At 72.8% G+C, this 13,321-nt stretch carries 11 protein-coding genes and 1 pseudogene; 6 read left to right on the forward strand and 6 right to left on the reverse strand.

Annotated features, from left to right (window positions below; genetic code table 11):
• Positions 1-225: 225 nt before the first annotated feature.
• Positions 226-1,887, forward strand: a complete 1,662-nt coding sequence (locus tag ABZ898_RS27055) for an allantoin permease (RefSeq protein WP_361664143.1) — start codon at positions 226-228, stop codon at positions 1,885-1,887.
• 59 nt (positions 1,888-1,946) lie between these two features.
• Here the strand turns inward: ABZ898_RS27055 and ABZ898_RS27060 are convergent.
• Positions 1,947-2,095: pseudogene (locus tag ABZ898_RS27060) on the reverse strand (PaaI family thioesterase); the annotation flags it as partial.
• 158 nt (positions 2,096-2,253) lie between these two features.
• On the opposite strand from ABZ898_RS27060, the gene ABZ898_RS27065 reads away from it, so the two are divergent.
• Together ABZ898_RS27065 and ABZ898_RS27070 are read left to right on the forward strand one after the other, a co-directional pair.
• Positions 2,254-4,866, forward strand: coding sequence for an excinuclease ABC subunit UvrA (locus tag ABZ898_RS27065; protein WP_361664146.1), 2,613 nt, complete (start codon positions 2,254-2,256; stop codon positions 4,864-4,866).
• A 156-nt stretch (positions 4,867-5,022) separates the two neighbouring features.
• Positions 5,023-5,268 carry a hypothetical protein gene (locus ABZ898_RS27070; protein WP_361664148.1) on the forward strand — a complete coding sequence of 82 codons (246 nt, stop codon included), beginning with the start codon at positions 5,023-5,025 and terminating at the stop codon, positions 5,266-5,268.
• Positions 5,269-5,345: 77 nt separating this feature from the next.
• Here the strand turns inward: ABZ898_RS27070 and ABZ898_RS27075 are convergent, their stop codons facing one another.
• A complete protein-coding gene (locus tag ABZ898_RS27075) occupies positions 5,346-6,005 on the reverse strand; it encodes a histidine phosphatase family protein (RefSeq protein ID WP_361664151.1) in 660 nt (219 codons plus the stop codon).
• Positions 6,006-6,109: 104 nt separating this feature from the next.
• Positions 6,110-6,709, reverse strand: a complete 600-nt coding sequence (locus ABZ898_RS27080; RefSeq protein WP_361664153.1) for a TetR/AcrR family transcriptional regulator — start codon at positions 6,707-6,709, stop codon at positions 6,110-6,112.
• Positions 6,710-6,833: 124 nt separating this feature from the next.
• On the opposite strand from ABZ898_RS27080, the gene ABZ898_RS27085 reads away from it, so the two are divergent.
• Complete coding sequence (locus ABZ898_RS27085) at positions 6,834-7,658, forward strand: alpha/beta hydrolase (protein WP_361664179.1); 825 nt, start codon at positions 6,834-6,836, stop codon at positions 7,656-7,658.
• Between the two features lie 21 nt (positions 7,659-7,679).
• On the opposite strand, the gene ABZ898_RS27090 is transcribed toward ABZ898_RS27085, so the two are convergent.
• Positions 7,680-7,967, reverse strand: a complete 288-nt coding sequence (locus ABZ898_RS27090) for a hypothetical protein (protein ID WP_361664156.1) — start codon at positions 7,965-7,967, stop codon at positions 7,680-7,682.
• 92 nt (positions 7,968-8,059) lie between these two features.
• Positions 8,060-9,034, reverse strand: coding sequence for a carbohydrate kinase (locus ABZ898_RS27095; RefSeq protein WP_361664159.1), 975 nt, complete (start codon positions 9,032-9,034; stop codon positions 8,060-8,062).
• A 471-nt stretch (positions 9,035-9,505) separates the two neighbouring features.
• Here ABZ898_RS27095 and ABZ898_RS27100 point away from each other — a divergent pair, with 471 nt between their 5' ends.
• Positions 9,506-10,564 carry a zinc-dependent alcohol dehydrogenase family protein gene (locus ABZ898_RS27100; RefSeq protein WP_361664162.1) on the forward strand — a complete coding sequence of 353 codons (1,059 nt, stop codon included), beginning with the start codon at positions 9,506-9,508 and terminating at the stop codon, positions 10,562-10,564.
• Complete coding sequence (locus ABZ898_RS27105) at positions 10,561-12,012, forward strand: sugar porter family MFS transporter (RefSeq protein ID WP_361664165.1); 1,452 nt, start codon at positions 10,561-10,563, stop codon at positions 12,010-12,012. Before ABZ898_RS27100 ends, ABZ898_RS27105 begins: the two co-directional genes overlap by 4 nt.
• Positions 12,013-12,071: 59 nt before the next feature.
• On the opposite strand, the gene ABZ898_RS27110 is transcribed toward ABZ898_RS27105, so the two are convergent.
• Entirely contained in the window at positions 12,072-13,142 is a 1,071-nt protein-coding gene (locus ABZ898_RS27110) for a glycoside hydrolase family 43 protein (protein ID WP_361664168.1), read from the reverse strand.
• Positions 13,143-13,321 lie beyond the last annotated feature (179 nt).

Below are 13,321 nucleotides of genomic sequence, written 5' to 3' on the forward strand. Positions count from 1 at the left end.
CCGCCCGGCAAGCGGGCGGCCGCTGTGAAGGTGCGGTGCCTTTCCGGTGCTCCGGGTACCCCGATCCGTCCGGTTCACCCGGCGCCTCCTCCCGTAACGGGCCGTTCACCTCGGGCGGGACCTGAGGGAAACAAGCGCTTCGTAGCCTGCCCGCCAGCCCCCGGCCCCGTCAGCGAGCGGGTCGGGGGCCTCGAACCCGCACCCGCGCACCGAGGGAGGCGTGACATGAGCGCAACAGAGTCACGGCTGACGGAAGAGGGCCCGGCGGCACCCGCCGCGAGCCAGGCGACCAGGGAGACACTGGAGGACTACACCCTCCGCTACGCACCGCGCGGTTACCGCCGCTGGACCCCGATGGTCGTGGCCACCACGGCCCTCGGCGGCATCGCGTACATGGCCGACTTCTCCATCGGCGCCGGCATCGGCCTGGCGCACGGCACCGGCAACGCGCTGCTGGCGATCGCGGTGGCCGCCGTCGTCATCTTCGTCACCGGCTTTCCGCTCGCCTACTACGGCGCCCGCTACAACATCGACCTGGACCTCATCACGCGCGGCTCGGGCTTCGGCTACTTCGGCTCGGTCCTCACCAGCGTGATCTTCGCCAGCTTCACCTTCATCTTCTTCGCCCTCGAAGGCTCGATCATGGCCCAGGGCCTGCGCCTGGGCCTCGGCCTGCCGCTGTGGCTGGGCTACCTGGTCTCCACGCTGATGGTGATCCCGCTGGTGATCTACGGCATGAAGGCGCTGAGCAAGCTCCAGGTGTGGACGACACCGGTGTGGCTGGTGCTGATGGTCGGGCCGCTGGTGTACCTGGTCGTCACCGATCCGGGCACGGTCGACCGCTTCCTCTCCTACACGGGCACCGGGGGCGACGGCGGCGTGAACACCGCCTCGGTCCTGCTCGGCGCGGGCGTCTGCCTCTCCCTCATCGCGCAGATCGGCGAGCAGATCGACTACCTGCGCTTCATGCCGCCCAAGACCGAGGCCAACAAGCGGCGCTGGTGGACCGCCGTGGTCATGGCCGGGCCCGGCTGGGTGGTGCTCGGCGCGCTGAAGCAGGCGATCGGAGTCTTCCTCGCCGTCTACATCCTGGCCGAGGTCGGCCCGTCCGTCGCGCCCGAGCCCATCCAGCAGTTCAAGGGGGCCTTCGACGCGATGATGCCGTCCTGGCTGGTGGTGCCGCTGGCCGTGGTCCTCGTCGTGATCAGCCAGATCAAGATCAACGTCACGAACGCCTACTCCGGCTCGCTCGCCTGGACCAACTCCTTCACCCGGCTCACCGGGCGCTATCCCGGCCGCATGGTGTTCGTGCTGGTCAACCTGGGCTTCGCGCTCGCCCTGATGGAAGCCGACATGTTCAGCTTCCTCAACGGCATCCTGGGCTTCTACTCCAACTGCGCCATCGCGTGGGTGGTCACCGTCGCTACCGACATCGGCGTCAACAAGTACCTGCTCCATCTCTCCCCGCACGCACCGGAGTTCCGGCGCGGCATGCTCCACCCGGTCAACCCCGTGGGCGTGGTGTCCTTCACGGCCGCCTCGGGACTGTCCATCGCCCTGTACTTCCACGCCTTCGGCGACACCCTCCAGCCGTACTCCCCCGTGGCCGCCGCCGTCATCGCCTTCGTCCTCACCCCGCTGATGGCCGTGGTCACCAAGGGCGCGTACTACCTGCGGCGCCCGGACGACGGCATCGCGGAGCCCCTCCTGGACGCCGACGGCAACCCGAGCGCGACACCGTACGACTGCCATGTCTGCCACCAGGCGTACGAGCGCCCCGACGTCACGGCCTGCGCCACGCACGACGCGGTGGTGTGCTCGCTGTGCCTGAGCACGGACCGGGTGGGCGACCACGTCCTGCCCGCCGCCGGGCCGTCACCCGCGTAGCGCCTGCCGGCGGGGCCTGACCGGACTCACCGCTCGGTCCCGCCGGCCCGGATCATGAGGGCCGCACAGCCTCCGGCGCTGTCCGCGACCGCACTGGTCGCCCCGGCGTGGAAGTAGCCGTGCCGCTGGGTGACTTCGGGGCGGCCGGGAAGCACGATGTGCACCCGGTCCGGCGCGATACGGGACACCGCGCGCCCAGGTGACTCATCAGCCCCTGCCGTCCGCCCGTGAGTTCGGTCTCGACGGCGCGGGGGCGAGCCGGTCCGCCATGAGGCCGCGCTCCTCCTCCTCTCCCCCCCGTATCCCCGTCACCCGATCACCGGCCCCCTCGCGGCGCGTCGCGGCCGGGCGGGCTAGGTTTTCCGCATGGCTCCGCCCCCGCGACAGACGTCCACGCCCGCGCCCGCCGGACCCCCGGACACCGGTCAGGACGGGCTGATCAGGGTCCGGGGCGCCGACGAGCACAATCTGCGGCACGTCGACGTGGACGTGCCCCGCGACCGGGTCGTGGCGTTCACCGGGGTCTCGGGGTCCGGCAAGTCCTCGCTCGCGTTCGCCACCATCTACGCCGAGGCCCAGCAGCGCTATCTGGAGTCCGTCGCGCCGTACGCACGGAGGCTGATCGACCAGGGGGCGGCGCCCAGGGTCGGCGCGATCACCGGTCTGCCGCCCGCCGTCGCGCTGCGCCAGCAGCACAGCGGAGGCAGCACCCGCTCGACGGTGGGCACCGTGAGCCGGGTGTCGAACGTGCTGCGCATGCTGTACTCCCGCGCCGGCACCTACCCGGCCGGGCGGACCCCCGAGGACCTGGCGGGCACCTTCCCCCGTGACGCCGCGCCGCTGGACTCGGACAGCTTCTCGCCGAACACCGCTGTGGGCGCGTGCCCGACCTGTTCCGGCCTGGGCCGCCTGCACAGCGTCGACGAGAGCAAGCTGGTCGGCGACGACTCCCTGAGCATCCGGGAGGGCGCGATCGCCGCGTGGCCGGGCGCCTGGCAGGGCAAGAACTACCGGGACATCCTCGCCGAGCTGGGCGTGGACATCGACGCCCCCTTCCGTACGCTGCCCGCCGCCCGCCGGGAGTGGCTGCTGACCACTGACGAGCAGCCGACGGTCACGGTGCACCCGATCCGTGACGCGCACCGGGTCGCGCGCTCGTACCAGGGCACCTACATGAGCCCCCGCAGGTGGGTGATGCACACGTTCGCCACCTCCAAGGCGGCCCACCTGCGGGCGAAGGCCGCCTCCTTCATGGCCGAGGAGATCTGCCCGACCTGCCACGGCAAGCGGCTCAACCCGGAGGCGCTGGCGGTGACCGTCGCCGGGCAGGACATCTCGGTCGCCACCTCCATGCCCCTGGCGCAGCTCTCGCGGTTCCTGGACACCGCCCGCGACCATCCCGACACCCTGGCCCTGCCCGCCGAGCGCAGGCAGGCCGCGCACGCCCTGATCGGCAGCCTCCAGGACCAGCTCGGGACGCTGATCGACCTGGGCCTCGGCTATCTCGCCACCGGACGCGCGACCTCGACCCTCTCCAGCGGCGAGCTGCAGCGGCTGCACATGGCCACCCAGCTCCGCAGCGGCCTGTTCGGCGTGCTGTACGTACTGGACGAGCCCTCGGCCGGTCTGCACGCCGCCGACACGGAACTGCTGCTCACCGCGCTGCGGCGGCTCAAGGGCGCCGGCAACAGCGTCTTCGTGGTCGAGCACAACGCGCAGGTGCTCGCCTCCGCCGACTGGATCGTCGACATGGGCCCGGGCGCCGGGCGCCACGGCGGCCAGGTGCTCTACAACGGGCCCGCCGACACGCTGCACGAGGCGTCCGCGTCGGTGACCGCGCGCTACCTGCCGGTGGACGCGCCCGCCGTGCCGGGGCCGGAACAGCCGCGCACGCCGGACGGATGGCTGCGGCTGCACGGCGTCACCGGCCACAACCTCCTTGACCTGGACGCGAGTTTCCCGCTCGGCACGCTGACCGCGGTCACCGGTGTGTCCGGGTCCGGGAAGTCGACCCTGGTGCGGCGGGCCCTCGCGGAGACGGTCCGCGATCACCTGCACGCGGACGAGACGTCCGAGGACATCGCCCGCTCCCCCGCCTCGGTGGAGAACACCGACGAGGAGGAGGCGGGGGTTCCGGTGTGGGACCTGGCGGAGGACCGGGTGACGGTACGGTCCGCCACCGGGCTGGAGCAGATCGACCGTCTGGTGGTCGTGGACCAGAAGCCGATCGGCCGCACCCCGCGCTCGAACCTGGCCACCTACACCGGTCTCTTCGACAGCGTCCGCAAGCTGTTCGCCGCCCAGCCGACCGCGCGCGAACTCGGTTACACCGCGAGCCGGTTCTCGTTCAACGTGACACAGGGGCGCTGCCCGCACTGCCTGGGCGACGGAGTCGTCAGCATCGAGCTCCTCTTCCTGCCCACGGAGACCTCCCCCTGCCCGGTCTGCGAGGGCGCCCGCTACAACCCCGGCACGCTGATGGTGCGTTACCGGGACAGGACCATCGCCGACGTACTGGCGATGAGCGTGGAGGAGGCGTACGAGTTCCTCGCCGACGTGCAGCCCGCCGCGCGCATCCTCCGGCTGCTCTCCGACATCGGCCTCGGCTACCTGACGCTGGGCCAGAGTGCCACGACGCTGTCCGGCGGGGAGGCCCAGCGCATCAAGCTGGTGAGCGAGCTGCACCGGGCGCCGCGCGGTCACAGTCTGTACCTGCTGGACGAGCCGACCACGGGGCTGCACCCGGCGGACGTGGACCTGCTGATCGGACAGTTGCAGCGTCTGGTGGACGCCGGGAACTCGGTCGTCGTGGTGGAGCACGACCTGCGGACCGTCGCGGCCGCCGACTGGGTCGTGGACCTGGGTCCGGGCGCGGGCGACGACGGCGGCCGGATCGTCGCGGAGGGCACTCCGCGGGAGGTCGCCGCCGCGGGCGGGACCCCGACCGCGGACCACCTGGCCCGCCGCCTGGTCCGCTGATCAGCGGGCCTGTGGACTGTCCGCATTAATCGGCATATCGCACGTTTCTCGGTAGCATGGGTACGGCCGTAGTCGCGCGAGCATCGACACGTGCCCGTACGGCTGCCAACCGAGGGGTGCGGGCAGGACGCTCCCCGACACGGAAGGTGAGCGATCATGACCGGCAAGATGGACGCATCAGAGGCCGCGCGCATCATGGCCGACCCGAACGCCACGCCGGAGGAGCGCTCGGTGGCCGCCAGCGCCCTGTCCGACGTCGAACGCGGTCACCACACAAGCAAGCGGGTCGCCTCCGAGGCCGGACAGCTTCTGGACGACAAGAACATCTCCGAGGACGACCGTTCCGTCGCGGGCAGCGACCTCTCCCAGGACCGCAGGCGCGGCCACAAGGGCGACTCCTGAGCAGCCCCGGCCGTCACCGGCGAAAGGGCGGACGCCGCATCGCGCGGCGTCCGCCCTCGCGTGCCCGGCCCGGCCCCTCAGCGGTAGGTGAGCAGCCCGCGCCGGTCACCGGTGAGGTGGGCGTGGTCGTTGAAGGTGAGCAGGCTGGTGCCGGAGCCGCCGACGACGAGGGTGGTGACGGCGGCGTTGACGGTGACCCGGTTGAGGGCGACGACCCCGGCGGACGGCAGGGAGAGCAGGGCGCCGCAGAGCGCGGCCAGCACGCCGCCCGAGGTGACGACGACCGCGTCCCGGCCCCGGCCGAGCGCCGAGGTCAGCTCGGCCAGCGCGACCGTCGCGCCCCCGGCGAAAGAGGGCCAGCCGGCCGGTCCGGTGCGCCCGGTGTCCTCGATCCACGCCGCCAGCGCCCGGTCCAGCAGCCCTTGTACGGCGCGGGAGTCGGCCCGGCGTTCGGGGTCCGGGGCGGTGTAGCGGTCCAGCAGGGCGAGGTGGTCGTACTCGTTCCAGCGGGGGTCCTCGCTCACGGGCTCCTCGAACCCGGCGGCCTCGGCGAGGAGCCGGGCGGTGTCGCGCTGGCGGGCCAGGGTGCCGCAGACCAGGAGCGGCTCGCGCAGGCCGCGCCGGGCCAGCTCGTGGCCGGTGGCGGTGGCCTGTTCGCGGCCCAGGCCGGACAGGACGTCGTAGTCCCGCGCCCCGAAGGAGGCCTGGCCGTGCCGGACCAGGGAGATGAGCGGCATGAGTGGGGGTCCTTGCTCGTCGGCCGCGGGCGGCGGCGGTTCGTCGGGGTCGGGGGCCCGCGCGGGCGGCGCGGCGGGCGGTCGGCGCGGCGGGCGCGGGCTTCTCAGCGCGGTCTGCCGCCGAACTGCGCCACCACCGCTTCCAGTTGGCCGGTGAGCAGCTCGATCAGGCCGGCCGTGGTGACCACCTCCTCGGTGGCGTCGACGGCCATCTCCTCCGCCATGGCGAGCCAGCCGCGCACGGCCAGCCGCAGCAGCGGGGACGGGTCGCGGACGTCCGCGGCGGCGAGCACGCGGTCGACCAGCGTGCGGCGGGTGTCCTCGAAGACCTCCAGGACCAGGCCGTCGCCGCCCGCGCCGGCCCGTACGAGCGCCACGTAGTTGCCCTTGCGTCGCTGCACGAACGACACGAAGCCGTCGACGACGCCGCGCACGCGCTCCGCCGGTGTGCCCTCGGCCGGGGCCTCGGCGTGCAGCAGCACCCGGCGCGCGGCCGCCCGGACGACGGCGACGTAGTAGTCCCGCTTGGTGGGGAAGTAGCGGAAGAGCAGGCCGCGGGAGATCCCGGCCTCGGCGGCCACCTCGTCGACCGACATCTCGTGGATGGGCCGGGTCACCAGCAGGCGCAGGCCGATGCCGATGAGCTGCGTCCGTCGTTCGTCGGGCTTCAGCCGCAGGCGGGCGGGTGTGGGCCTGGCGGTCATGGGGGCGACCGTAGCCCGCCGGGCAATGCCTGACAAGACTGTTGAGCGTCGCTCAGCAGCCCCCTATGCTCAGCTCCCACCCGAGGGCGGCGACGCCCACGACGTGAAGGAGCCGCACGTGCCCATGGTCGAGGTCGACGGCGCGCGGATCGCGTACACCGACACAGGGGCACCGCCCGGGAAGCCCGACGCGCCGACGGTCGTCCTCGGTCACGGACTGCTCTTCAGCGGCTGGATGTTCCATCCGCAGGTCGAGGCGCTCCGGGAGCACTACCGCTGCGTGACGGTGGACTGGCGGGGGCAGGGCGACACGCCCGCGACGCGCTCCGGGTACGACATGGACACCCTGACCGCCGACGCCGTGGCCCTGATCGGGCGGCTCGGCGCGGGCCCCGTCCACTACGTCGGCCTGTCCATGGGCGGTTTCGTCGGTCAGCGCATCGCGGCCCGCCACGGCGAACTGCTGCGCTCCCTGACCCTGTTGGACACCAGTGCGGACGGCGAGCCAGCGGAGAAGGCCGCCGAGTACCGGCTGCTGGCGCACGTGTACCGGTTCACGGGGGTGCGGCCGGTCCTGGGGAAGGTCAAGGCCGCGATGTTCGGCCCCGCCTTCCTGTCCTCGTCCGCGAACGAGCCCGTCATCGAGGAGTGGGTACGGCGCCTGCGCCGCTGCGAGCGGACGGGCATACGCAAGGCGGTCCTCGGCGTCGTCGAACGGCAGCCGGTGCACCAGGAGTTGAGCCGGATCTCGGTACCCACCCTGGTGGCCGTCGGCGCCGACGACGTGGCGACACCCCTCGCGGACGCGCGGCGCATCGCGGATGCCGTCGACGGCGCCCGGCTGGAGGTGGTGGCCGGGTCGGGGCACAGCAGCACCCTCGAACAGCCCGGCGCACTCACGGCGTTGATCCGGGACTTCCTGAGGTCCGTCGACGGCGGCCGGGACTGAGGCCCCGCGTCGGGGACCTCGTCAGGAAGTCTCCTCGCCGTCCTCCTCGGCCGCGGCGGCCTTGTGCGTCGCGGCGAGGTCGATGAAGCGGCGGATGGCCTCGACGGACATGTCGAGCCCGTGGGAGGCGGCGTCCTCGTCGCCGAACATCTCCACCGCCTCGACGACGGCGACGGCCAGTTCGGCCTCCGCTTTGCGCACCTTCACCTCGGCCTTGTCGACGGTGTCGACTACGGCCAGCTGACGACGCTGCTTCTCCTGGAGGCGCTGCTTACGGGACGGCGTCTTGCCGGTGGTCTGCACAGTCACACCAAGATCATAAACGGACCCGCGGCCGGACATGAAATCGACAACTGGGCTTCGCCGCAAGTCCGTTCGCCGTCCCGCGTCACCCGCGTCCGTCAGGCGGAGAGCTCCCGGGCATAGGGCGGTTCGGCGCCCGCGCGGGAGCAGGTCAGGGCGGCGGCGCGGGCCGCGAATCCGAGCACGTCACGCCAGACCTCGACGCCGAGCGCCGCGACGGCCGCGTGGCTCAGCGCGCCGACCTCCCGCAGCCGGTGGAGCAGCGCGGCGTTGACCGTGTCGCCCGCGCCGATGGTGTCGACCACCGTGACCGGCGTCCCCGGCACGCCCACCCGGCCGGCGCCCCGGCTCCACACCGTCAGGCCGTCGCCGCCTCGGGTCAGGACGATCGCGGCCGGGCCGAGCTCCAGCCACGCGGCCAGGTGGGTCTCCAGGCCGTCGTCGGAGCCGGAGTCGGTGCCGGTGCCGGTGCCGGTGCCGGCGAGCCAGCGGGCGTCCTCGACCGAGAGCTTCAGCAGGGCGACGTGGGGCAGCCAGGACCGGAAGCGCTCGCGGTAGGCGTCGGCGTCCGCGATCAGTCCGGGCCGGATGTTGGGGTCGAGCGCGGTGAAGACGCCGCCCGCCGACTCCCGCCGCAGCAGCGCCTCGTACGCGCTCGCGCCCGGCTCCAGCACGAGCGAGCAGGTGCCCACGGACAGGGCGGTGACGCCGTCCGGCAGCGCGGGCGGCAGGGCGAACAGCCGGTCGGCGGTGCCCTCGGTGTAGAAGCCGTAGCCGGCCGATCCGTCGCTGCCCACGTCGGCGACGGCCAGGGTCGTGGGCTCGGGCCCCCGCTGGACCAGCTCCGTGCCGGCACCGGCGTCCCGCAGCCCCGACAGCAGGGCCTCACCGAAGGCGTCCGTGGAGATCCGGGAGCAGAACGACGTCGGGGACCCGAGCCGTCCGAGCGCGACGGCGACGTTGTACGGGCCGCCGCCACGCCGGGGCATGAGCTGCGGCAGCCCGGAGGCCGGGTCGGCCGGGGAGGGGGCGGGCACGAGGTCGATGAGGGCCTCGCCGGCGACGACGATCACTGTGCTGGTTCCTTTCGGTGAGCCGTGGTGCGGCGCGGCGGAGAAGGGTTCACGGGGGTCACGGGGAGCCGGCGCGTCGGCCCGGGAGGGGGGTCGTGGACGCGGTCCGGCCCGCGACGGCGCACGGCACCGCGTCGCGGGCCGGCGGGGGAAGCGGAGGGACCGAGCGTGTGGCGTCGCGCACGTGGGACGCCGTGGCGGTGGAGACGCCCGCGCGCCTCGTCGCGTCCGCCGTCGTCCGCATCGCTCACTCCTTCGTGTGCCCCGTGCCGGGTGGTCGCCCGCCCGAGGCGGAGTCCGGACGGAACCGGACGCGGTCGGGGATGGCCGGCCGGTCCGTCCGTGAGACGTCGGTGAGACGTCAGTGACCTATGAAAAGTCACACGTAAGCGTTTGCGCAAACGCTTACGCGGCGATTAGGTTTCGCGGCGTCTTCGGACATCCGTCCGCACACTGTTGTGAGGAGGCGCCATGCGCGCTGTCGTGGTCACCCAGCCGGGAAGCGCCGAGCTGGCCGTCATACCCGATCCGAGTCCCGGCTCCTCGGAGGTGGTGGTCCGCGTGAGCTCCTGCGGCCTCTGCGGGACGGACATGCACATCCTGGGCGGCGAGCTGCCGTCCGTGCCCTACCCGCTCATCCCCGGCCACGAGCTGACGGGTGTCGTGGTGGAGGTCGGCAAGGACGTGAGCTTCCCGGCGGTCGGCCAGCGTGTCGCCGTCGACCCCAACACCCCGTGCGGTGCCTGCCACTACTGCCGGATCGGCCGCGGCAACCTCTGCGAGCACTACGAGGCCGTCGGGGTGACCCGCAACGGCGGCTTCGCCGAGTACGTCGCCGTCCCCGCCGCCCGCTGCCACGTCCTGCCCGACGGGCTGTCCGAGGCGGCGGCCGGGCTCGTCGAGCCGCTGTCCTGCGCCGTCCACGGCCTCAGCCGCCTCCCGAGGCGCCCCGGCGAGCACTACCTCGTCTACGGCGCCGGGACCATGGGCCTGATGATGGCGGCCCTGGTGGCGAACAACGGCGCGGCCTCCGTGTCCGTCGTCGACCCCAACACCCGCCGCCTCGACCTCGCCCGGCGCATGGGTGCCGACGCCACGGCCGCGCACGCCGAGGAGCTGGGCCGGGAGCACGGCTTCGAGGTCGTCATCGACGCGACCGGTGTCATCGCGGCCATCGAGGACGGTCTGGGCCGGGTCCGCAAGGGCGGCACCTTCCTGCAGTTCGGCGTCGCCGACCCGGCCAGGCGCGCCTCCTTCTCGCCGTACCTGGTCTACAACCGCGAGATCGACATCATCGGGTCCATGGCGGTGCACAACGGCTTCCAGCCCGCCGTGGAGATCCTGGCCGGCGGACTCGACCTGGAGCCGCTGGTCAGCGACGTCCTGCCGCTGGAGGACTTCGACGAGGCCGTACGGCTCTTCCGCGCCGGCACGGGACAGAAGATCCACCTCGCCCCGCAGCCGGAGGACCCGCGCACCGCGGCGGCCCGCGGCGCGGTGGCGGCCACGAGCGCGGACGCCGCCTCATGAGCCGCCTGCCGGAGCCCGAGGCCGCGCCGAAGCGGCGGCCTCGGCTGCGCAACGCCCTGATCTGGGTGTTCGGCGCCCTCGGCGGCATCCTGTGGGGCTACGACACGGGCGTGATCTCCGGCGCGATGCTCTTCATCCGCCAGGACATCGCCCTCACCCCGCTGCTGGAGGGCCTGGTCGTCTCGGGCCTGCTGGTGGGCGCGATGGCGGGCGCCGGGCTCGCGGGGAAGCTGTCCGACGCCTGGGGCAGGCGCCGGCTGATCCTCGGGGCCGCGCTCGTCTTCATCGTGGGCACCGTCGGCGCGGCGCTGGCCTCCGAGGCGTCGCTCCTGATCGCGGCCCGGGTGTTCATCGGCGTCGGCGTCGGCATCGCCTCGGTCGTCGTCCCGCTGTACCTGACGGAGCTGGCGCCGATGGAGGTGCGCGGCGGGCTCGCCTCGCTCATGCAGCTCCTGGTGACCGTCGGCATCTTCCTGGCCTACCTCACCGACTACGCTCTGGCCCCGGCGCACGCCTGGCGCTGGATGATCGGGCTCGGTGTGCTGCCCGCCGCGGTGCTCGCCCTCGGCATCCTCACCCAGCCGGAGAGTCCGCGCTGGCTGGTCGGGCGGGGCCGTCTCGACGACGCCCACGACGTGCTGACCCGCCTGCGCGGCGATGGCGAGGCCGCCCGCGGCGAGCTGCTCGACATCGAGAAGGCCCTCGCGGAGGAGCGCGCCGAGACGCGGCGGCTCACCCTGCGGGACCTGGTCTCCCCCAGGCTGCGCCCGATGCTCGTCGTCGGTCTGCTGCTGGTGTTCTTCCAGAACTTCGGCGGCATCAACACGATCATCTACTACGCCCCGACGCTGCTGACCAGCATCGGGTTCGGCGACGACGGCGCGATCCTCGCCAATGTGGGCATCGGCGTGGTCAACATGCTGATGACGCTCCCGGCGATGCGCCTGATCGACCGTCGCGGGCGCCGGCCGCTGCTGCTGTGGGGCTCGGTCGGCATGTGCGCCGGCATGGCCGTCCTGGCCGCCGTGAACCTCACGCCGCTCGGCGACGGTTCGCTGCTCGCCCCGCTCACGCTGTTCGGCGTCGCCCTCTACGTGGCCGCGTTCGCCGCCTCCTGGGGTCCGGTGCAGTGGGTGATGCTGCCCGAGCTGTTCCCCACCCGCATCCGCGCGGGGGCGGTCGGTGTGTGCGTCGTGTTCAACTGGCTGTTCAACATGGCCGTGGCGCTGGTCTTCCCGTCCCTGCTCGACGCGTGGGGCGCGGGCGCCAACTTCGTGATCTTCGCCGTCACGACCTTCGCCTCCGGTGTCTTCGTGAAGAAGCTGCTGCCGGAGACGCGGGGCCGGACCCTGGAGCAGATCGAGCGGGACCTGCTGCACCGAGGGGCCCCGGCCGACGCGCCGGAGGAGGCTCCGGAGCGGGCCGCTTCCACCGCCTCGGCGGGCTGACCGGTTCCGGGGCCCGGAACCGCCGGGCCCCGGAACCCGGAACCCTCCCCGAGAACCGGCTACTCGAAGAACTTCAGGCCCCACCCGGTGTCCGCGGTGGGGCCCGGCACGTTGGCGCGCCGGTAGGTGGTGCCGCCCCACCAGGCGAACGAGCCGGTGTACCAGTAGCGGTTCGCCCAGGAGTACGGCGTGCCCTTGGGCACCGCGTGGAACATCGACGGGAACCGCGGCCCGGCCGGCGGGCTGGTGCCGATGTCCCCGTTCAGCAGGACGAAGGTGTGGTGCCCGGGGCCGTCGACGTGCAGCGTCGGGTCCCAGCCGGCCATCATGGTCTCGCGGTGGGAGCCGAAGAGGCAGCCGTTGGACTTGTACCAGTCCCACACGTACGTCGGATCGCCGCCCGCCCGGAGGCGCAGGTCGGCCAGGCAGTACTGGTCGCTCCAGCTTCCGTTCGCCGAGTACACGATGTGCAGCTGGCCGTTCGGGTCCCGGATCGCCTCGGGGGCCTCGTTGATGTACGGGTTGCCGACCACGCGCTCCCAGCTCTCCCGCGGCTGGGAGATGACGGAGCGGGCCCCGGTCGGCGTGGTCGGGCTGCTCATCCGGGCGATGTAGAGGTTCTGCTCCACGTTGGCGTCTCCGGCCCAGCCCGACCAGACGAACCAGCGCTGCCCGTCGAAGGTGAACATGGTCCCGTCGATGGCCCACTTGTCGTCGGGGAGCGCGAGCCGGGTCTCGCCGCCGTAGCCGGTGTCCGCACTGGCGGAACTGATGACGTACATCCGGTGGGCGGCGCCCCGGCCCGCCGTGAAGTAGATGTAGAAGCGGCCGCCGTCGGTGGTGATCTCCGGGGCCCAGACCTCGCCGCGCCCCTGGGTGTCCGACCACACCTGCCGGGCCGGAGCGGAGGCGAGCCCGGCGGTGGAGGACGCCTGCCGCACGGCGATCCCGCCTCCGGTGGACTGCGCCGAGACGTAGGTGCCGCCGATCCGCACGACGCTCGGATCGGCGGCCCGCAGCGAGGTCTGCTCCGCCTTCGCGGGGGCGGCCGAGGCGACGGCCAGCAGCGAGGCGAGAACTCCCAGCACCGTCAGTAAGAGGGCGGCATGGATGCCGCGAAATGGTTTCATGCCGGTCTTTTACATCGATGCAAGGAGACTGCCCAGACCTCTCGCGACCCCCACCCGTTCCGCCCGCCACTTCGCGGACACGGACTAGGTCGTGTCCGCAAAGTGGCGTCGTCTGCCCGGAGGGCAGGGCTCGCGGCGTCTGGTGCGTGCGATCGCAAGGCGGAGGGTCGCCCTCGTAC

Source organism: Streptomyces sp. NPDC046860 (assembly GCF_040645115.1).
Lineage (GTDB): Bacteria > Actinomycetota > Actinomycetes > Streptomycetales > Streptomycetaceae > Streptomyces.

Coding starts and splice junctions, on each gene's coding strand:
- ABZ898_RS27055 (WP_361664143.1), top strand. CDS start 226: ATGAGCGCAACAGAGTCACGGCTGACGGAAGAGGGCCCGGCGGCACCC.
- ABZ898_RS27065 (WP_361664146.1), top strand. CDS start 2,254: ATGGCTCCGCCCCCGCGACAGACGTCCACGCCCGCGCCCGCCGGACCC.
- ABZ898_RS27070 (WP_361664148.1), top strand. CDS start 5,023: ATGACCGGCAAGATGGACGCATCAGAGGCCGCGCGCATCATGGCCGAC.
- ABZ898_RS27075 (WP_361664151.1), bottom strand. CDS start 6,005: ATGCCGCTCATCTCCCTGGTCCGGCACGGCCAGGCCTCCTTCGGGGCG.
- ABZ898_RS27080 (WP_361664153.1), bottom strand. CDS start 6,709: ATGACCGCCAGGCCCACACCCGCCCGCCTGCGGCTGAAGCCCGACGAA.
- ABZ898_RS27085 (WP_361664179.1), top strand. CDS start 6,834: ATGGTCGAGGTCGACGGCGCGCGGATCGCGTACACCGACACAGGGGCA.
- ABZ898_RS27100 (WP_361664162.1), top strand. CDS start 9,506: ATGCGCGCTGTCGTGGTCACCCAGCCGGGAAGCGCCGAGCTGGCCGTC.
- ABZ898_RS27105 (WP_361664165.1), top strand. CDS start 10,561: ATGAGCCGCCTGCCGGAGCCCGAGGCCGCGCCGAAGCGGCGGCCTCGG.
- ABZ898_RS27110 (WP_361664168.1), bottom strand. CDS start 13,142: ATGAAACCATTTCGCGGCATCCATGCCGCCCTCTTACTGACGGTGCTG.